The 18,298-nt window shown below is 67.6% G+C and carries 16 protein-coding genes; 5 read left to right on the top strand and 11 right to left on the bottom strand.

Annotated features, from left to right (window positions below):
• The first annotated feature begins 158 nt into the window (after positions 1 to 158).
• The 3 genes from AAFF27_24865 to AAFF27_24855 all read left to right on the top strand — a co-directional run bounded on the left by AAFF27_24865 (position 159) and on the right by AAFF27_24855 (position 3,357).
• Positions 159 to 1,577, top strand: coding sequence for a PLP-dependent aminotransferase family protein (locus tag AAFF27_24865; protein ID XAH23175.1), 1,419 nt, complete (start codon positions 159 to 161; stop codon positions 1,575 to 1,577).
• A 110-nt stretch (positions 1,578 to 1,687) separates the two neighbouring features.
• Positions 1,688 to 2,023 carry a helix-turn-helix domain-containing protein gene (locus AAFF27_24860; GenBank protein ID XAH23174.1) on the top strand — a complete coding sequence of 112 codons (336 nt, stop codon included), beginning with the start codon at positions 1,688 to 1,690 and terminating at the stop codon, positions 2,021 to 2,023.
• Positions 2,024 to 2,043: 20 nt separating this feature from the next.
• The gene (locus AAFF27_24855) at positions 2,044 to 3,357 is read left to right on the top strand and encodes a type II toxin-antitoxin system HipA family toxin (protein XAH26320.1); all 1,314 of its coding nucleotides are present in this window, start codon (positions 2,044 to 2,046) and stop codon (positions 3,355 to 3,357) included.
• Here the strand turns inward: AAFF27_24855 and AAFF27_24850 are convergent.
• A complete protein-coding gene (locus AAFF27_24850; GenBank protein XAH23173.1) occupies positions 3,334 to 3,726 on the bottom strand; it encodes a hypothetical protein in 393 nt (130 codons plus the stop codon). The two genes, AAFF27_24855 and AAFF27_24850, sit on opposite strands and share 24 nt — an antisense overlap.
• Before the next feature lie 327 nt (positions 3,727 to 4,053).
• Here AAFF27_24850 and AAFF27_24845 point away from each other — a divergent pair, with 327 nt between their 5' ends.
• The gene (locus AAFF27_24845) at positions 4,054 to 4,374 is read left to right on the top strand and encodes a hypothetical protein (protein ID XAH23172.1); all 321 of its coding nucleotides are present in this window, start codon (positions 4,054 to 4,056) and stop codon (positions 4,372 to 4,374) included.
• On the opposite strand, the gene AAFF27_24840 is transcribed toward AAFF27_24845, so the two are convergent.
• From AAFF27_24840 to AAFF27_24810, 7 genes are all read right to left on the bottom strand, one after another.
• Positions 4,371 to 6,005, bottom strand: a complete 1,635-nt coding sequence (locus AAFF27_24840) for an AMP-binding protein (GenBank protein ID XAH23171.1) — start codon at positions 6,003 to 6,005, stop codon at positions 4,371 to 4,373. The genes AAFF27_24845 and AAFF27_24840 overlap by 4 nt on opposite strands.
• Positions 6,002 to 7,612: a GMC family oxidoreductase N-terminal domain-containing protein gene (locus AAFF27_24835; protein XAH23170.1), complete on the bottom strand. Its 1,611-nt coding sequence runs from the start codon at positions 7,610 to 7,612 to the stop codon at positions 6,002 to 6,004. The genes AAFF27_24840 and AAFF27_24835 overlap by 4 nt, the downstream gene beginning before the upstream one ends.
• Positions 7,613 to 7,797: 185 nt before the next feature.
• Positions 7,798 to 8,523, bottom strand: coding sequence for an ABC transporter ATP-binding protein (locus AAFF27_24830; protein XAH23169.1), 726 nt, complete (start codon positions 8,521 to 8,523; stop codon positions 7,798 to 7,800).
• Positions 8,516 to 10,321, bottom strand: a complete 1,806-nt coding sequence (locus AAFF27_24825) for a branched-chain amino acid ABC transporter ATP-binding protein/permease (protein XAH23168.1) — start codon at positions 10,319 to 10,321, stop codon at positions 8,516 to 8,518. The genes AAFF27_24830 and AAFF27_24825 overlap by 8 nt, the downstream gene beginning before the upstream one ends.
• A gap of 2 nt (positions 10,322 to 10,323) precedes the next feature.
• Positions 10,324 to 11,244, bottom strand: coding sequence for a branched-chain amino acid ABC transporter permease (locus tag AAFF27_24820; protein XAH23167.1), 921 nt, complete (start codon positions 11,242 to 11,244; stop codon positions 10,324 to 10,326).
• A gap of 193 nt (positions 11,245 to 11,437) precedes the next feature.
• A complete protein-coding gene (locus AAFF27_24815) occupies positions 11,438 to 12,631 on the bottom strand; it encodes an ABC transporter substrate-binding protein (GenBank protein XAH23166.1) in 1,194 nt (397 codons plus the stop codon).
• Between the two features lie 176 nt (positions 12,632 to 12,807).
• The gene (locus AAFF27_24810; protein ID XAH26372.1) at positions 12,808 to 13,053 is read right to left on the bottom strand and encodes a hypothetical protein; all 246 of its coding nucleotides are present in this window, start codon (positions 13,051 to 13,053) and stop codon (positions 12,808 to 12,810) included.
• On the opposite strand from AAFF27_24810, the gene AAFF27_24805 reads away from it, so the two are divergent.
• Entirely contained in the window at positions 13,045 to 13,254 is a 210-nt protein-coding gene (locus tag AAFF27_24805) for a hypothetical protein (GenBank protein XAH23165.1), read from the top strand. The two genes, AAFF27_24810 and AAFF27_24805, sit on opposite strands and share 9 nt — an antisense overlap.
• Positions 13,255 to 13,299: 45 nt before the next feature.
• Here AAFF27_24805 and AAFF27_24800 read toward each other — a convergent pair whose 3' ends face one another.
• The 3 genes from AAFF27_24800 to AAFF27_24790 form a co-directional block, all read right to left on the bottom strand.
• On the bottom strand, positions 13,300 to 15,453 hold the full coding sequence (locus AAFF27_24800) for a choice-of-anchor U domain-containing protein (GenBank protein ID XAH23164.1): 2,154 nt from the start codon (positions 15,451 to 15,453) through the stop codon (positions 13,300 to 13,302).
• Between the two features lie 414 nt (positions 15,454 to 15,867).
• Positions 15,868 to 16,998, bottom strand: coding sequence for a YbdK family carboxylate-amine ligase (locus AAFF27_24795; GenBank protein ID XAH23163.1), 1,131 nt, complete (start codon positions 16,996 to 16,998; stop codon positions 15,868 to 15,870).
• Complete coding sequence (locus tag AAFF27_24790) at positions 16,988 to 18,268, bottom strand: cation:proton antiporter (protein XAH23162.1); 1,281 nt, start codon at positions 18,266 to 18,268, stop codon at positions 16,988 to 16,990. The genes AAFF27_24795 and AAFF27_24790 overlap by 11 nt, the downstream gene beginning before the upstream one ends.
• Positions 18,269 to 18,298: the final 30 nt, after the last annotated feature.

The raw sequence follows: 18,298 nt of genomic DNA, 5'->3' as shown, positions 1-18,298 counted from the left end.
TATCCTGAATTTCAGGTAGTTTTGTGCCTGAAATTCAGGTGTAACGCCGGCATATAGCTATCTATTTTGTAGTGCCATAAAAGCGCCCGGCAGGGCAGCCCCGGATGCGCTGCGCCCGCCGCCGGCATACAGTGGCCGCACTGCCCCGCGCCTGTTCCATGCCACGTCCCCCCTCCTTGCCCGCGCCGCCGCCGCGCAACACCCCGCTCTTCATTGCCCTGGCCGACGACATCGAGCGCCAGATCCGCGACGGCGCCTACAAACCCGGCGACAAGCTGCCCTCGCTGCGCGAGCTGGTGCGCCAGCGCGCGCTCGGCAAGAACACCGTCGTCACCGCCTTCGAGCTGCTGGTGGCGCGCGGCCTGGTCGAGCCCAAGCGCGGCGCCGGCTACTTCGTCAAGGCGCGGGCGGAAGCGCCCCAACGCAGCGACGACGATGCCGGCTCGCTCGGCCGCGCCATGGACATCGTCTGGCTCATGCGCACCCAGTTGCATATCGAGCCCGGCCAGCTCGCCGTGGGCGACGCCTTTCCGCCGGCCGAATGGCTGTCGGGCGCGCGGCTGGACCGCATCCACCACAAGGTCGCGCGCGGCGGTTTGGGAACCTTGTTTCGCTACGGCGACCGACGCGGCTACGCGCCGCTGCGCCAGCGCCTGGTGCGCAAGATCGGCGACCTGGGCATAGGCGCCGAGCCGCGCCAGATACTGCTCACCCATGGCGCCAACGAGGCCATGGATTTGATCGTGCGCTACTTCGTCCCGCCTGGCGCCGCCGTGCTCATCGACGACCCCGGCTACTACCCGCTGTTTGGCAAGCTGCGCCTGGCCGGCGCCAACATCATCGGCGTGCCGCGCCTGCCCGACGGGCCCGATATTGAAGCGCTGGAGCGCCTGCTCATCACCTGGCGCCCGCGCCTGTACTTCACCCAGTCCTTCGGCCACAACCCCACCGGCTCGGACCTGTCGCTGCCCAAGGCGCGCCGCGTGCTGCAACTGGCCGAGCGGCACGACCTGCGCATCGTCGAGAACGACGCCCTGGCCGACTTCAAGGCCCCCACGCTGGCCCGCCTGTCGGCGCTGGACCAGCTGGAGCGCACGCTCTACATCGGCAGCTTCTCCAAGACGCTATCGGCCGCGCTGCGCGTAGGCTTTGTCGCCTGCAGCCCCGACCTGGCCAGCGACCTGGCCGATCTGAAGATATTGGTCAGCGTCAGCAGCAGCGAATACTGCGAGCGCACCGTAGACACCCTGCTCGGCGAGCGCAACTACCCGCGCCACCTGGAGCGCCTGCGCCAGCGCGTAACCGACGCCACCGCCAAGGCCCGTGCCCTGTTCCACAGCCTGGGCGCAGAGATATTCGCAGAGGAACCGGCTGAATCCATGTTCCTCTGGGCCCGCTTCCCCGACGCGCCCGACTCCCTGGAAATGGCCCGCACCCTGATGGCCGAAAACATCGTCATGGCCCCAGGCCGCATCTTCCGCGTCGACGGCTCGGCGGTATCGCCCTGGGCGCGCTACAACGTGCATGCGGTGCTGGATGCGCGGTTTGGGCGGGCGTTGGGGCGGGGTGTGGGGTAGGGTGCCGCGCTTATCGTCTATCCCCGATATCGGGCATTCATGTACCAAAGCACGTATATTGAAAAAACGTGCCAAGACCAGTATATTGATCCGTGCAACCGAAGGCGCGCATGGACTACCCGATCCCACTACCCAGCCAGCTCCGTGAGCACCTGCGCGCGCTGCGGAAAGAGCGTGGCCTGACCCAGGCGGCCCTTGGGCAACTGCTCGGCGTTGGCCAGGCCCGCATCGCGGAGATCGAAAACAAGCCTGGCGTCGTCAGCGTCGAGCAGTTGATGAAGCTGCTGTCCGCGCTGGGCGCGTCCCTGGTGTTGCGGGATGACGTGGTTGATGTGACGGTAGTTGTCGCCCAGTCCAGCAAGCCGGCGAAGCCGCCCTCGGTCGCCCCGCCGCCCATCGGCAAAGGCACCAAGCTCGTCATCCGCCCCAAGAAGGGCTCGTGGTGACATCGGCACTCAATGCATGGATGAACGGCGAGTGGGTTGGCACCTGGCAGGTCAACCGCGGCTCCCACAGCTTTGCGTATGCGGCCTCGTGGCGGGAGTCCGAGAAGTCGCGGCCGCTGTCCCTGTCGCTGCCACTCACCCGCAGCCTGGAGATCAAGGGCGATGTTGTCGCGAACTACTTCGACAACCTGCTGCCCGACAACGACCGCATCCGCGAGCGCATCGGCCGGCGCTTCAAGACCAAAACGCTGGACGCCTTCGCCCTGCTGGAGGCCATTGGGCGCGACTGCGTCGGCGCAGTGCAATTGCTGCCGCAAGGCACAACGCCCGACGGCTGGAACCGCGTCGATTGCGAGCCGCTGACCGACGATCAGGTCGCCGCCGCACTGCTCGCCGTTCCTGCCGACCCCAGGGCGCGCCCGGGCGACGATGCCCCGCCGTTCCGCATCTCCCTGGCCGGCGCGCAAGAGAAAACAGCCTTTGTGCGTGTCGCCGGCCGGTGGTGCCGCCCCCTTGGCGCCACGCCCAGCACCCATATCTTCAAGCTTCCGCTTGGCGTGATCGCCAACACCAGCCGGGTGGAGATGTTCGACTCCGTCGAGAACGAATGGCTGTGCGCGCAGATCATCGAAGCCCTGGGCCTGCCCATCGCCGCCACCCAGATGGCAAGCTTTGGCGACCAGCGCGCCCTGGTAGTGGAGCGCTTTGATAGGCAATGGATGGACAAGGGCAGTTGGATCGCCCGACTCCCCCAAGAGGACTTTTGCCAGGCACTCGGCCTGCCCCCGCGCCTCAAGTACGAAGACGACGGCGGCCCCTCCATCGCCGCAGGCCTCGCGTTGCTGGCCGGCAGCGCAGACGCCGCCACGGACCGCGCGGCGTTCCAGCTCGCCCAACTGGCCTTCTGGCTCATGGGCGCGCCCGACGGCCATGCCAAGAACTTCTCGATCTTCTTGCGGCAGGGAAATGCCTACGACATGGCGCCCCTGTACGACGTGCTGTCCGTCTGGCCCTACGTGGGCAAGGCCCGTGGACAACTGCACCTGCGTGATGTGCGCCTGGCCATGGCGCTGCGCTCAAAAAACACGCACTACGACCTCTACGGCATCCACGCCCGCCATTGGCAAGACCTGGCCATGAAGAACGGCGGGCCCGCGGTGTGGGAGGCGATGCAGGGGTTAGTGGAGCAGGTTGAGGCGGCGCTGGAGGCCGTCGAGGCAAAGCTGCCTGATGGTTTTCCGGGGCGGATCTGGGCGCCTATTGCTGACGGTATGCGGAGGCAGGCGAAGAAGTTTCGGGCTGATAAGGGCTCAGGCCCGAGGCACTCGGCGTAGCGCCACGAATGCACCTAAGGCAGCCACCACAAGCGATACGGCGAACGCAATGGCGTACGCGATGAGCGGGGCGCCTGTGGTCGGGCCGCGCACCAAAACGCCCAGCACCACGACCAGCAAGACGTGAAGCTGAGGACGGTTCTTGCAGAAGCGCGCCGTGAAATAGCCGCCCGCCAGTGGCATGGCAATCACATATATCAGCGCGGTCATGCCAAGGTACACGCCCGTCCACCCGATGATGGCCCCAGCGTCGCCTTCACTGGGAACAACGGCCAGGACAAGAGTGCCAAGGACAAGCCACGGAAGAACGTAGCAGCCGAGGACGGCAAAGAACACTACTTTCCAATCGAGGCGAGCCAAAGGATTCATCGGGAAAGTATGCCTTGGACGCTCTTTTGGTCGTGAGTCAAAATTCTGGCCTTCTGCGGGGGAAGACCAGAAACGCGTGCAAGGCGGCTATGCAATATCTGATCGTGTATCGCTGCGTTGCAGCCCTTGCCACACTTGACACGACACTAGTGTCGCGTCAAGCATGATCTGCCGGCGTGCACTTGCCCTCACCGCGCATCGCCGCGTTGCAGTCCTTGCCCAGGCTTCAGCCTGGGCTGCGGCCTACGCCTTGCGCTGCACGCCGATGGCTTCGCGCACTCCCGTCACATCACACTTGACACGACACTAGCGCTTGCGCAAGCCCCCATGTCCCTCCTGTCCAAACTCTTCAGCAAGTCTCCCGCCCCACTCAGAAATGAGGTTCAGGCGGAAGCGCCTGCCGAGCCCTTGATCCCGGTGCCCATTCCCGCACTGGGCATTCTTCTGCTGAACCTCGAGAAGCAAAAGGGCTCACCTCTTTCCGAGCCAGAGGTCTTGGCGATACGCGACAAGGCCGTCTGCGTGATGCTTCGCATGTCGGCCAAGCGCGCCATGGACGAGCGGCGCGGATACCGCGATGTCGATCCAGAAAACGTGTGGCAGGAGTGGCAAGCGTTCAGGGCAGAGGCGCTGCGCGATGCGCCCTAAGCCCTGCGCCTCTTCAACCCCCGCAAATCCAGCACCCCATCCGCCTCCCGCGGGTCCACGCCCCCCGCAAAAATCGCATGCTTCTGCACCTTCTGCGTCCCCGTCGTCGGGATGCTGTCGGTGAAGTACAGCCAGCCCGGCGCCTTGTAGTACGCCAGCTCTGCATCGCAGTGGGCAAACAGCGCCTGCGCAGTTTCTAAGGTCGCAGCGCAGCCGGCGTCGGGCCTCAGCACCACGCAGGCCAGTACCTCTTCCTCGCGCACTGCGTCGGGCACGGCCATGACGGCGGCTTGTGCTACCCAGGGGTGGGTGAGCAGCACGGCTTCGACTTCGGCGGCGGCGATGTTCTCGCCTGATCGGCGGATGATGTTCTTGCGCCGATCCACGAAGTGCAGCATGCCGGTGGCGTCGCGGGTGACGATGTCGCCGGTGTGGAACCAGCCGCCGTGCCAGGCGGCCTCGGTGGCGGCGGGGTCGTCCAGATAGCCGCTGAAGAAGTCCTGGCGCGGGGTGGCGGCAGAGTGGCGGATCAGCAGCTCGCCGGGCGTGTCGTCTGGCACCTGGGTGCCGGTGTCGTTGGCCACGCGCACCTCCACGCCGGGCAGGGCGCGGCCGAAGGCGCGGGTGCCGACCTGGCGTGGCTCGTGGCAGGCGACCAGGGCGCGCACCATCTCGGTCATGCCCCACAGCTCCAGCAGCGGGAAGCCAAAGCGCGCCTCGAACGCGGCATGCAGCTGCGGCTCTGCGCCCGCGCCAAAACCAAAGCGCACCTGGTGCTCGCGGTCTTGCGCGGCGGGCGGCTGCGCCATGAGCATCTGCACGATCACGCCCAGGTAGTGCACGACGGTGGCGCGGCTGGCCTGCACCTCGGCCCACCAGCGCGCGGGGCGGAAGCGGTCGGATTGCACCTGGCAGTTGCCGGTGAGCAGCGCGCACTGAAAGGACAGGATGGACGCGTTCACATGGAACAGCGGCAGCGGGTTGTAGATGCGCTCGGCCCCTTCGCGCAGCGTGGCCAGGCCGCCGCGCGTGGCATAGGCCTGGCCAGAGGCCAGCTCGTAGCGGTGCGACAGCACGCAGCCCTTGGGCCGGCCGGTGGTGCCGCTGGTGTAGAGGATGCTGGCGGGCGTGTCGGCGCCGGGCGCGCCGGCATGTGCGTCGCTGCGCGCGGCGGGCAGTTGCCCCGCAAAGTCTTCCAGCGTGGCGATGGCCGGGCGATTGCTGCATTCGCGCAGCGCGGCCCGCAGATCGGGCAGGCGCGCGGCCAGCAGCAGCACCAGGTCGACCTTGGCGTGGTCGAGCAGGTAGGCCAGCTCGCGCGGGCGGTAGTCGGGGTTGATGGGCACGCAGCAGGCGCCCAGGGCGTTGAGGGCCAGCTTGTGCAGCATGTGCTCGGGCCGGCTCTCCAGCAGCAGGCCCACGCGGTGGCCGTGGCCGTAGCCGGCCTGGGCGTAGCGCGCCATCAGGCCGCGCACGGCGTGGGCAGCGTCGGCAAAGCTGATCTCGCGCCCGGCCGGGTCGTAGTCGCGCGCGGGGTTGGCGGGCACGGCCAGCAGCGGGCGCGGGCCGTAGGCGTCGGCGGCGCGGAACAGCGCTTGGCCCAGGGTGGTGCTGAGGTCGATTTCGATCATGGGGCGCGTAGCAAATCTGCGGCCTTCTCGCCAATCATCATGCTGGCCGCGCAGGTGTTGGCAGAGGGGATGTCGGGCATGACCGACGCGTCTGCCACGCGCAGGCCTTGCAGGCCGTGCACGCGCAGCTGGGCATCCACCACCGCGCCGGCGTCGCTGGCCGGGCCCATGCGCGCCGTGCCGTTGACGTGGTAGGACGAGACCCCGTAGCGCCGGATGTAGTCCAGCAGCTCATCGTCGCGCTGCACGGCCACGCCGGGCATGGATTCGGCCTCTACATAGGGCGCCAGGGTGCGCGTCTGCAGCAGTTGGCGGGCAAGGCGCGTGCCGTCCAGCAGCACGCGGCGGTCTTCTTCGTGCTCCAGGTAGCGGGGCTGCACCAGCGACGCGGCAAACGGGTCGGCCGAGGCGATCTGCACCGTGCCTGCGCTGTGCGGTCGGTGCTGCCACACGCCGCAGGTCATGCCGGGGTAGGTGTCGAGCTGGCCCACATAGCCTTCGCGGTAGCTGGCGGGCGTGAACACGCCTTGCAGATCGGGCCGGGCCAGCCCGGCGCGCGACTGCCAGAACCAGTGCACCAGCGACGGGCTCAGCGCCAGCACGTTGGGCCGGCCCAGCAGCCAGCGCGCCACCTGCCCGGCCAGGCGCGGCATGCGCGCGTATTCGTTGATGGTGGCCACGCCCTTGGTGCGCGCCACCAGCCGGATGGAGAAGTGGTCCTTCAGGTGCGCGCCCACGCCGGGCAGGTCGCGCAGCACCGGCAGGCCGTGGCGCTGCAGCAGGGCGGCCGGCCCTACGCCTGAGAGCTGCAGCAGGCGCGGCGTGTTCAGTGCGCCGGCGCAGACGATCACCTCGCGCCGCGCCTGCACCGTGTGCTCGGCGCCGTGCGCGCCACCCTGGCGGTAGCGCACGCCCGTGGCGCGCAGGCCGTCGAACACGATGGCCGTGGCCTGTGCCTGCGTGCGCACCGCCAGATTGCGGCCACGCTTTAGCGCAGGGTGCAGAAAGCAGTGTGCGGTGCTCATGCGCCGGCCACGGTAAATGCTGCGCTGGAAGTAGCCCACGCCGGCCTGCTGCGCGCCGTTGTAGTCGGGGTTGCGCGGCAGGCCCAGCTCGCCCGCGCCTTGCAGAAAGGCCTCGCACAGCGGGTGCGGCCAGTCGCAGCCGGTGATGGGCAGCGGGCCGCTGCGGCCGGCGCGCGTGTCGTCGGCGGGGCCAATGCGGCGCTCGGTGCGCTGGAAGTAGGGCAGCAGCTCGGCAAAGCTCCAGCCCGGGTTGCCGCGCGCGGCCCAGCCGTCGTAGTCCTCGGGCTGGCCCCGGTTGTAGACCAGGCCATTGATCGAGGTCGAGCCGCCCAGGGTGCGGCCCTGCGGCAGCGGGATGCGGCGGCCACCGGTTTGCGCCGTGGGCTCGGAGCTATAGGGCCAGGTCCAGGCCGGGTCGAACAGCACCTTGATGAAGCCCGCCGGCAGGTGCAGCCACGGATGCCAGTCGCGCGGGCCGGCCTCCAGCACGCAGACGCTCACGGCCGGGTCTTCGCTGAGCCGGCTGGCCAGGATGGCGCCCGCCGCACCGCTGCCGACGATGACGTAGTCGAAGATATCCATGTCAGTTGCTCGCGGCGCGACGTGTCGCCAGCAGCGCATGAACGGCAAGGGCACTGAAGGCCGCGGAGCAGGCCATGCCAAGACATCCGCGGAACCGGCTTTGCCGGGCCGCTGGATGTGCCCCCCTTCGCGCAGCAGAAGGGGGGAGGGCGGAAGCGCGCAGCGCGCAGCCTGGGGGGATCATCCTAATGTTCCCCAAGGTATGCGGCGCGCACCTTTGGGTCGCGCCGCAGCTCGGGCCCGCTGCCTTGCAGCGTGATGCGGCCGGTCTCCAGCACGTAGCCGCGGCCGGCCACGGCCAGCGCCTGGTTGGCCATTTGCTCCACCAGCAGCAGGGTGATGCCCTGCTGCTTGAGGCCGCGAATGATGCCGAAGATCTCTTTCACGATCAGCGGCGCCAGGCCCAGCGAGGGCTCGTCCAGCAACAGCAGCTTGGGCTTGGCCATCAGCGCGCGCGCAATCGCCAGCATCTGCTGCTCACCGCCCGAGAGCGTGCCGGACTGCTGGTGCTGCCGCTCGCGCAGCCGTGGGAAGGCGTTGAACTGCGCGTGGATGTCGGCCTCTATCTCAGCCTGCGATGCCTTGCGGTGGTAGGCGCCCAGCACCAGGTTGTCGCGCACGCTCTGGTCGGCAAACACCTGCCGGCCTTCGGGCGACTGGGCAATGCCGCGCGCCACGCGCAGGTGGCCGGGCAGGCGGGTGATGTCCTCGCCCTCGAACACGATGCGCCCGGCCGCGGCCGGCTCCAGGCCGGAGATGGCCTTCATCAGCGTGCTCTTGCCCGCGCCGTTGCCGCCGATGATGGTCACCACCTCGCCGGCCGCCACGTGCAGCGATATGCCCTTGAGCGCCTCGATGGCGCCGTAGCGCACTTCCAGCCCTTCGATCTGCAGCATCGGGGTATCAGCCATGGTGCACCTCTGCTGCTGCTTCGTCATCTTCATCCGTGCCCAGGTAGGCGGCGATCACGCGCGGGTTGCGCTGCACCTCAGCGGGCGCACCCTCGGCAATCTTCTCGCCGTAGTCGAGCACGATCACGTGGTCGGAGATGGCCATCACCAGGTCCATGTGGTGCTCGATCAGCAGCACCGTGATGCCCAGGCCGCGGATGCGGGCAATGACGCCGATCAGGTCGCGCGTTTCTTGCGGGTTGAGGCCGGCGGCGGGCTCGTCCAGCAGCAGCAGGCGCGGGTGCGTGGCCAATGCGCGCGCCAGCTCCAGCCGGCGCTGTAGGCCGTAGGGCAGGCTGCCGGCGGTCTCGTAGGCCTTGTCGCGCAGGCCCAGGAAGTCGAGGATCTGCAAGGCCTCGTCATGTGCCGCGCGTTCTTCCCGCGCGGCGCCGGGCAGGCCCAGCAGGCAGCTGAAGAAGCCCTGGCGCAGGCGGGTGTGCAGGCCAACCATCACGTTGTCCAGCACCGACATGTCGGCGAACAGCTTCAGGTTCTGGAAGGTGCGCCCCATGCCGATGCCGCAGATGCGGTGCGGCGCCATGTGCACGATGCTGCGGCCGTTGAAGTCGATCTCGCCGCGGCTGGGCGCGATCACACCCGACAGTATGTTGAGCAGCGTGGTCTTGCCCGCGCCGTTGGGCCCTATCAGCGAATGGACGTGGCCGCTGCGTATGCGCAGGTCCACGTTGTGGGTTGGCACCACGCCGCCAAAGGCCTTGTAGAGCTGGCGCGTTTCCAGCAGCGGGCGGTCGGCCGCCGGCACCTCCTGCGCCTGCAGCCGCCAGGCGGGCACGGAGGCGGGCAGGGCAGGGGACTGGCGCAGCGATGGAAACACCGCCTTGGCCGCGCGCCCAATGGCGCCAGCCAGCCCATCGCGCATGGCGTACAGCGCAAACAGCAGCAGCGCACCGTAGGTGAAGTGCTGCACATCCGGCCAGCGCGCCAGGAAGGCATCAAGCAGCGTCAGCACGATGGCGCCCACCAGCGGCCCGTAGACCGAGCTGCCGCCAAACAGCACGATCAGCAGGAAGAAGATCGACAGGTTGAAGTTGATGAAGTCCGAGTTGATGTACTGGTTCTGCTGCGCGATGAGCGCGCCCGCCAGTCCGCAGGTGACGGCGCTGATGACAAAGGCCAGCACCTTGAACTTGTAGACCGACACGCCCACGCTTTCGGCCGCGATCTCGCCGGTGTTCACCGCCATGAAGGCGCGCCCGTACTTGCCGCGCAGCAGCGCGCGCAGCATCAGGTGCGCCGCCAGCGCCAGCGCCCCGGCAAACCAGACCCACTGCCGCATGTCGAACACGCTGCCGCCAATAGAAGGCGGTACCACGCCGTAGATGCCCTGCTGGCCGGCGAACACGTCTTGCCACTCGGACACCACCTTCTCCACCACGATGCCAAAGCCAATCGTCACCATGGCCAGCGCCGGCCCGCGCACCCGCAGGGCCGGCAGCGCAATCACCACGCCAAACAGCCCGGCCACGACGCCTGCGGCGACAAAGGCCAGCCACGGGTTCCACCCCGCGCGCGCAGTAAGCAGGGCCACGGTGTACGCGCCCACCGCAAACAGCCCCGCATGCCCCAGCGACTTCTGCCCGGTGTAGCCCACCAGCACATTCAACCCGGAAGCTGCAAGGTAGTTGACCCCGATCAGGAACGCGATCTTGAGATAGAAGCCGTTGTCGGTGGCCAGGGGCAGCGCGGCGATGAAGGCGGCGGCAATGGCCAGGCCGGCCAGATGAGCGTGACGCGGCATGCTCATACCTTCTCCGCAATCCGCCGGCCCAGCAGCCCCTCAGGCTTGAGCACCAGCACCAGGATGATCAGCAGAAAGATGCTGATCTCGCGCAGCTCCGCGTGCCACAAGCCCACCAGCGCCTCGATCAGCCCCAGCAAGAAGCCACCCAGCATGCAGCCGCGCGGGCTGCTGAGCCCGCCCAGGATGGCGGCAGAGAAGGCCTTGAGCGCCAGCGTCAGCCCCATGAAGACCGAGGCCGTGGTGATAGGTGCAATCAACAGGCCCGCCAGCCCCGCCAGGCCAGAGCTGACGACAAAGGCCAGCACCACGATGGCCGTGACATTGATGCCCATCAGCGTGGCCGCGGCGCCGCTGTGTGCCACGGCGCGCACCGCCTTGCCGAGGCGGGTCTTCTGCATCACCAGATCAAGCGCGACCATGATCGCCACGCTGGCGCACAGCACCAGGATCTCTTGCGGCAACACGCCCGCGCCACCGATGCGGATCACCTCGTCGCCCAGCGGCGACGGGATCACCAGCGGCGACGGGCCCCAGACCGCCAGCGCGGTGTTCTGGATGATGATGCCGAAGCCGATGGTGCTCATGACCCAGGCCAGCCCGCCCTGGCCGATGAAGGGGCGCACTGCCGTGAAGTACAGCAGCACGCCCAGCAGGCCCATCAGCGCCATGGTCAGCAGCAGGCCGCCGCCGTAGCGCGCCAGCGTGACTTCTGCCGGTTGCAGCGCGCCGCCCAGGCCCTTGCCGGCCAGCAGCAGCACGGCCGACACGCCGATGAAGGCGCCACCCACCAGGAACTCGCCCTGGCCGAAGTTGAAGGTCTTGGTGGTGCTGTGCGTGATGTTGAAGCCCAGCGCCACCAGCGCATAAATGCTGCCCAGCGCGAGCCCGCTGAACACCGCCTGGAGAATGGTTGCGCCCATGGCCGCCCCTTGCTTTGTGATGACTACGCCTGGGCCGATATCAGCTTGTGTTCAATTCGACAAAATCCGTTCGGGCTGAGCTTGTCGAAGCCAGGGCGCGCTTCGATGAACTGAGGGCAGGCCCCTTCGACAAGCTCAAGGCGAACGGGTTTTCAGCAGCGTTGAACGCAAAACGTACCAGCTGGCCGCGTGCTTACTTCTTCAGATCAGCCGGGGTCAGGGCCTTGGTCACCGCGTCTTCATAGCGGCCGGGCGCATCGCCCTTCCAGCGGGCGAGGTAGAAGTCGCTCACATCCAGCCCTTCATGCGAAGCCTTGCTGAAGGGCTTGTTGTAGGTCTTGATCACGCCTTCGACACCGGTCACGTTCTCTAGTGCGGCGGCAACTTTCTCGCCGTCGGTGCTGTTGGCCAGCTTCATGGCGGCGGCGATCAGCATCACCGAGTCATACGACTGCGCGGCGCAGGGGAAGGTGGTGAGCGTGGGGAAGTTCTTGCGCACGCGCTCGCCCAACGCCTTGGTCTTGGCGTTGGTGTCTTCGGTGGTGGAGGCGGCCAGGATCAGGTGCTCGGCCAGCTTGGTGCCGGCCATCTTGGGCAGCAGCGAACTCAGGTTGCCCCAGGTGCCCAGCGTGGTCGGCATGTAGTTGATTTTTTCCATGCTGCGCAGCACCTGTGCCGTGCCGTCGGCAATGCCGTAGACGATCACGGTGTCGGCACCGGCGGCCTTGATCTTGGCCAACTGCGAGGTGATGTCGGTGTCCTTGGGGCCGTATTTTTCGACCGCCACCGGCTTGATGCCGTGCAGCGCCAGGATGTCGGTGGCGTCCTTGATGCCGCCCTGGCCGTAGCCCGTGGAGTCGGCCAGGATGGCGATCTTCTGGCCCTTGGACGACTTGGCCGCATAGGCGCCCAGCAGCGCCACCTGTTCGCGGTCCACCATGGAGACGCGGAACAGGTAGTTCTGCGCCTCCTTGGCGTAGCGCGTGGTGATCTCGGTGCCGGTGGCAATGGGCACCACCACCGGGATCTTCTTCTGCTGCGGAATGTGCAGCCAGGCCAGCGCGTTGCCCGAGTTGGCCGGGCCGACCACGGCGCTGACCTTCTCGTTGTCGATCAGCTCGGTCATGTTCTGGATCGACTTCGGTGGCGTGCCCAGGTCGTCGCGCACCACGCCCACCACCTTGCGGCCCATGATGCCGCCGGCCTTGTTGATGTCTTCGATGGCGGCCTCGAAGCCCCAGCGCCCGGCAATGCCCAGCTCGGCCACGCCGCTGGCGGATTGGTCGGCGTTGTAGCCGATCTTGATGTCCTGCGCGAAGGCCGCGCCTGCCGCCAGGGCGGCGGCCAGTGCGGTCGCTTTGACCGCGCGTTGGATCAGTGTCTTCATGCTTGTCTCCTGTGGTGCCGATTCCGGCTATTTGTGACGGCCAGTTCTGCATGCCGTCCCCGCCCTGGCCGCGCGGGGACACCGGTGCGGACCACTGTAGGTTCACTGTACCCATGGGGGTAGGTACAGTTGGGCGGGACAGCGCGCGCCTTAGCGCTGTCGGCTGGCTTCTGCGCTCAGTGCACCACAATTGCTATTAAATATATAGCTAATAGCCAAGGCTGCACCTGGGCTGTAGGCATATTTCTATCAGATTTTGCTAGCGCGGGCCTGTCGCGCTGCGGAACCTGCCTGCTGCCTGCCGCCTGCCGCGTGACTTCGGCCAGCAACTGCTCCTTGCGCTGGCGGTTGCGCAGCCAGCGGGCGTCGTTCTCGCCGCTGCTCACGCTGTCGCGCAGCAGGCACAGCGTGAGGTGGCGCAAGGAGACTCGCCACTTTCGCTGGAGCGCCAGGCCTGGTTCGAGGCGCAGTGGGAGCAGTTGCTGCTGCGCGGGGAGCGTCTGCCCCCGGAGGTCTTGCCCTCGGGGGCGCCCCGCAACAGACAGGGCCGCCACCAGCAGAGCAAGGCGTTCAATCTGCTCAAGCGCCTGCGCGTCACCGCCGCGAGGTCTGGCGCTTCATGACCGAAGCAGGCGTGCCTTTTGCCAACCCAGCTGCATCCTGGGCTATCAGCTATCAATCAATGAGTGCCCTTGGCCCTGCCTGTAGCCCACCCGCTTCGCACGCCAGGCCGCCCCACCCAGCAACAGCGTCAACAGCCCCAGCATCCAGGGCGCATCCACCGGGATTGCGGTCACGCCGCCAGCAGCCACGGCCAGCACGCCCACACCGCCCGGGTCGGTGATGCTGCCCGGGGCCGGGTCAGAGTCGCCATCGCCGTTGTCGGTGATGCTGAAGGTGACGGTGTTGCCATTGATCGTGGCGCCCGGCAGCACAAACCAGTGCGCCGTGGCATTGGCCGCCGTGGGGCCAAACTTCCAGTACTGCGCCCCGGCCGGCAGGGGCTGCGGGTAGCTCAGTGTCAGCATCACGCTGCTGCCGGCGGTGCAGCCGCTGGCGCTAAAGGCAAACACCCCTTGCGGGAAGCTCACCCCTGGCGGCGTGCTGGCCGGGCTGGCAAAGCCGGTGTTGCCGGGCACCAGCGTGCAGCCCGCGCCGCCCCCCGCCAGCAGCGCCGTGGCCGTGCCCCCGCCCGGCAGGCCGCCGCTGAAATCGCTCAGCACGAAACCGGCCGTCACGCTGCGGGCCTGGTCCATCGCCACGGTGCAGGTGCCGGTGCCGGTACAGGCGCCGCCCCAGCCGGAGAACGTCTGGCCCGCATCGGGTGTGGCGGTCAAGGTGACGCTGGCTGCGGGCGTGGAGTCGATCGCATAGCCGGCCGTGCAGGCCGCACCACCGGCAGCTGTGCAGTTGGTGATGCTGTCTACAGCGGGCACAGGCGCGGCCCCCGCGCTGACACTGCCTGCGCCCGTCACGGCAACGTCCAGTGTGTAGTTGCCCTGTCGCCGCTCCACCGCACCCAGATCGCAGGCACCGCCCTGCGGGCGGGCCACGCCGCGCTGGTCGCTACCGGTGCAGGCGCCGCCCGCATCGATGACCGGGCTATTGGCCGCCGGCAGCATGGTGGGCGTGGGGCCGCCGTTGTTCTGCAGGGGGCCGAGTAGCGGGTCAGCGGTCAACAGCGGGCCGGAGCAGGTGCCGCCGCCGGTACCACCGCTGGCGCAGCCCCCTTGGATCAGGCTGTTGTTGAAGGTGATCTGGGCGTTGCCATCAGTCGACGCCTGGGCACCGTCACTGCCAGCCGTATTGCCCCAGAACACCGAGCGGGTCACGCTGGGGCGGCTGGTCGAGTCAAAGCCAGCGGTGTAGATCGCCCCGCCGGTGGCGGCTGAATTGCCGCTGAAGGTGGTGTTGGTGATGGCGGGGCTGCTGCTGCCGGAGCCGCCATAGCTGAGAATCGCCCCACCGGTGACGGCTGAATTGCCGCTGAAGGTGGCGTTGGTGATGGCGGGGCTACTGCTGCCGGAGTAGCCATCGTTGTAGATCGCCCCGCCGTAGGTGGCTGAATTGCCGTTGAAGGTGGTGTTGGTGATGGCGGGGCTGCTGCTACCGCCGGAGTTGCCATTGTTGTAGACCGCCCCGCCGGAGTTGGCTGAATTGCCGCTGAAGGTGGTGTTGGTGATGGCGGGGCTGCTGCTGCCGCCGGAGTTGCCGCTGTTGTAGATCGCCCCGCCGAAGGTGGCTGCATTGCCCTGGAAGACCAGCCCGGTCAGCAGCGGGCTGCACACCTTGCCCGCCCCGAGGCCATTGCAGTAGAGGCCGCCTCCGTAGTTGTTGAAGCCCCCCCCATTCGCCCGCCCCGCCGTCACCGTGAAGCCATCGACCACGGTATCGGCGCTGGTGTAGCTGCCGTTGCCGGTAGCGCCCGTCCCGCCAATGACCAGCACGTGGTGGCTGTTGTCGCTGCTGTCGCCCTCCGTTCTGATGTCGCCCGAGAGCGTGGTGCTGCTGCTATCGCCGCTGCGCTCTGCCAGCGCGGTTTCCTGGCCGATGAAGCCGCCGTAGAGCTTGAGCGGGCGGTTGATGGCAAAGCTGACCGTGCGGTTGGTGTCGGTGGTGGGTTTGTACAGGCCCTGCTGGACCCAGATCTCGTCGCAGTTGGCATTTCCCAGCGCGCCCTGCAGCGTGGTGGCCTGGTCCCAGTTGCTGCCGTCGGCGGTGGCATTGCCGCTGGTGGCCACGCGGCAGATGGCGGCCTGGGCGGCGCCGTGCAGGCCCAGCAGCAGGGCCAGGGGGATGAGGAAGCGGTGCAAGGCGGGCATGGGACGGTCCTGCGCGCGCGCCCGGGATGGACACGCCAATGCCGCCGATGCTGCCCAGCTTGCAACAAGCTGTACATCCCCGAAACTAGGTAGGCCGCTGCCTGGCCGGCGCGGTGGCGGTGGGGCGTTCTGGCCGGCCTTGCATGCAAATCGTGAACACGTGCCGCATGCGGGAAATCAAAAAACATAGCGCTATGCCGGTGCATATCCTTCGTTTCAGGTACAAAAGTACCTGAAGTGCAGGATATCCGCCGGCTTGCAGCTATTGATTAAGTAGCACCACTTTCACGCCTTGCCACGGCGCATGCACCGCCATCGCCTGCGGCACAAGATCTACCAAACAGATCACCAGGCCTTGAAAGGGAGGGCGCTCAGCCTGAGCAGCACAAGGGAGCTGAGTGCTCACAATATTTTCTAGCGCGGGCCTGTCGCGCTGCGAAACCTGCCTGCAGCCTGCCGCGTGACTTCGGCCAGCAACTGCTCCTTGCGCTGGCGGTTGCGCAGCCAGCGGGCGTCGTTCTCGCCGCTGCTCACGCTGTCGCGCAGCAGGTGCAGCGCGTTGGCGGCGCCTTGCGCTTCGGCGTGGCGCTGAATCTGGTGCATGGTCAGCAGGATGTGGTCGCGCAGCGGCATGTGCTGGCCGGTGCCTGGGTCCACATAGGTTGCGTCCAGGCCAAAGCGGCAGGCCTGGAAGCGGTTGGTGGTGTAGACCAGGTAGTCGTCCTCTTCGGGCATGAAGGGCTGGTCCATCAGGAACCAGGCCGCCAGCGACTGCACGTAGCCGGCCAGCGCGGCGGCGCGCTCTACCGTCAGCGGCGTGTCGAAGACGCGGATCTCGATGGTGCCGTACTCGGGCTTGGGCCGGATGTCCCAGTAGAAGTCCTTCATGCTCTTGACCACGCCGGTGCGGGTCATCTTGCCGTAGAAGATCTCGAAGTCGCCCCAGTCCAGCGCAAACGGCGCGCGGCCCGACAGCGGGAAGGCAAACACCGAGTTCAGCCGGGCCGAGTCAAACTGCGTGTCCTGCCCCTGCACATAAGGGCTGGAGGCCGACAGCGCGATGAAGTGCGGGATGTAGCGCGACATGCGGTGCAGCATCAGCAGCGCGGCGTTGGCATCGGGGCAGCCGATGTGCACGTGCTGGCCAAAGATGGTGAACTGCTTGGACAGATAACCGTAGCGCTCCGACAGCTCCTTGAAGCGCGGCTTGTCGTAGATGCGCCGCTCGTGCCACTGCTGGAACGGGTGCGTGCCGCCACCCACCACGGCGATGTTGAGCTTGTCGGCCACGCGCACCATGGCATCGCGGATGGTGGACAGCTCGCCCAGCACCTCGGCCGCCGACTGGCAGATGCCGGTGGAGATCTCGATCATGCTGGAGGTCATCTCCGGCACCACGCTGCCGGGCAGCGGCTGCTTCTCCAGCATGCGCAGCATGTCCTCGGCGTAGGGCGCCAGGTCGTAGTCGTGGGTGTTGACCAGCTGCAGCTCCAGCTCGACGCCAAGCGACAGCGCGCGCGAAGGGGTGAAGGGTTCAAGCGTCACGTTCTTCTCCTTCAGAGGGCAGTGCGGCCGTGTTATCCCGGCCGCGCCACTGCGGCAGCCAGGGCTGCGAGGCCTCGCCCGCGCGGTGCAGCGCCACGGTGGCAATCACCGCGCCCAGCAGCTCCATCAGCAGAATGGCCGGCAGCGCGGTCTGCGCGATCATGCGGCCGGTGCTGCCCTGCATCAGCGCGAACTGCGAGGCGATCAACAGCGCAATGGACGACATCGGCGACATCGCGCAGCCCACCCACAGCGCCTGGCGCCAACTGGCGCCGCTGCCGATATTGCCCAGCGCCACGCCAATCACCTTGGCCAGCCCGCGCAAGGCCACCAGCGCCAGCACCAGGCCGGCGACCTGCATGGTCCAGTCGACCTGCGCGGCCACCACGGACACCAGCACGAACATCATCATGGTCAGCAGCGATGCAGCCGTGCCCATCTGCCGCGGCCAGGCCCAGGGCCGCGGGCTGAACTGCTTGAGCAGCATGCCGCCCAGCAGCGCGGCAATGGGCGCCGAGCCGCCCAGGTGCGAGGCAATGCCGGTGGCCGCCGCAATCAGCGCCAGCAGCAGGATCGAGGTGTTCTCGCTGGCCGGGCTCATCACCTTCAGCGCCAGCCGCAAAGAAAAAGCCAGCGCCGCGCCAACGATGATCGACAGCCCCACCAGCAGCGCCACCGGCTGCAGGCTGTCGAGCAGGTGCAGCTGCTGGCGCTGCTCCAGCTCGGCCTGCACCGTGCCCAGCGACAGCGCATAGAGCGTGCTGAGCGTGGCCAGCACCATGGCGCGGTCGGTCACCGGGCCGGAGGCGCGCACGTCCATCGCCACGCGCATCAGCACGGCGGGTGACGCGGCCACGGCTACCAGCGCCAGCGGGTGCGCCACCGCAGCCGGCATGCCCAGCCATTGCAGGCCCAGGTTCACGGCGACATAGGTCAGCGTTGATTCGGCAATGCTCTGCGCCAGCACCATCGGGTTGTGGCGGAACCAGCGCAGCGGAATGCGGCCGCCGGCTTCGAACAGCACCACCGCGATGGCCAGCTCCAGCACGAACAGGCCGGTGCCGCTGAGCGGCCAGACAGCGCCGGTAAAGCCGGCGAAACCCGCCAGCCCGCCGACCAGCGAATAGCCCACGACCTTGGGCAGGCCGATATAGCGCTGCACCAGGTAGCCGGCAATGGTGGCCACGGCCAGCAGCAGTGACCACTGCACGGTCACCAGGCCGGCCGAGGGGCGCAGCCATTCGGCCCAGATGGTTACGAGGTTACCCATGGATGACGGTCTCCTTTGCGTGGCGACCGG

The organism is Xylophilus sp. GW821-FHT01B05 (assembly GCA_038961845.1).
Lineage (GTDB): Bacteria > Pseudomonadota > Gammaproteobacteria > Burkholderiales > Burkholderiaceae_C > Xylophilus.
The sequence above is the reverse complement of the archived record's forward strand: the minus strand, read 5'-3'. Positions and strand labels throughout refer to the sequence as shown.

Excerpts from the sequence above, each read along its gene's own strand:
- AAFF27_24865 (XAH23175.1), top strand. The coding sequence starts at position 159 with ATGCCACGTCCCCCCTCCTTGCCCGCGCCGCCGCCGCGCAACACCCCG.
- AAFF27_24860 (XAH23174.1), top strand. The coding sequence starts at position 1,688 with ATGGACTACCCGATCCCACTACCCAGCCAGCTCCGTGAGCACCTGCGC.
- AAFF27_24855 (XAH26320.1), top strand. The coding sequence starts at position 2,044 with ATGAACGGCGAGTGGGTTGGCACCTGGCAGGTCAACCGCGGCTCCCAC.
- AAFF27_24850 (XAH23173.1), bottom strand. The coding sequence starts at position 3,726 with ATGAATCCTTTGGCTCGCCTCGATTGGAAAGTAGTGTTCTTTGCCGTC.
- AAFF27_24845 (XAH23172.1), top strand. The coding sequence starts at position 4,054 with ATGTCCCTCCTGTCCAAACTCTTCAGCAAGTCTCCCGCCCCACTCAGA.
- AAFF27_24840 (XAH23171.1), bottom strand. The coding sequence starts at position 6,005 with ATGATCGAAATCGACCTCAGCACCACCCTGGGCCAAGCGCTGTTCCGC.
- AAFF27_24835 (XAH23170.1), bottom strand. The coding sequence starts at position 7,612 with ATGGATATCTTCGACTACGTCATCGTCGGCAGCGGTGCGGCGGGCGCC.
- AAFF27_24830 (XAH23169.1), bottom strand. The coding sequence starts at position 8,523 with ATGGCTGATACCCCGATGCTGCAGATCGAAGGGCTGGAAGTGCGCTAC.
- AAFF27_24825 (XAH23168.1), bottom strand. The coding sequence starts at position 10,321 with ATGCCGCGTCACGCTCATCTGGCCGGCCTGGCCATTGCCGCCGCCTTC.
- AAFF27_24820 (XAH23167.1), bottom strand. The coding sequence starts at position 11,244 with ATGGGCGCAACCATTCTCCAGGCGGTGTTCAGCGGGCTCGCGCTGGGC.
- AAFF27_24815 (XAH23166.1), bottom strand. The coding sequence starts at position 12,631 with ATGAAGACACTGATCCAACGCGCGGTCAAAGCGACCGCACTGGCCGCC.
- AAFF27_24800 (XAH23164.1), bottom strand. The coding sequence starts at position 15,453 with ATGCCCGCCTTGCACCGCTTCCTCATCCCCCTGGCCCTGCTGCTGGGC.
- AAFF27_24790 (XAH23162.1), bottom strand. The coding sequence starts at position 18,268 with ATGGGTAACCTCGTAACCATCTGGGCCGAATGGCTGCGCCCCTCGGCC.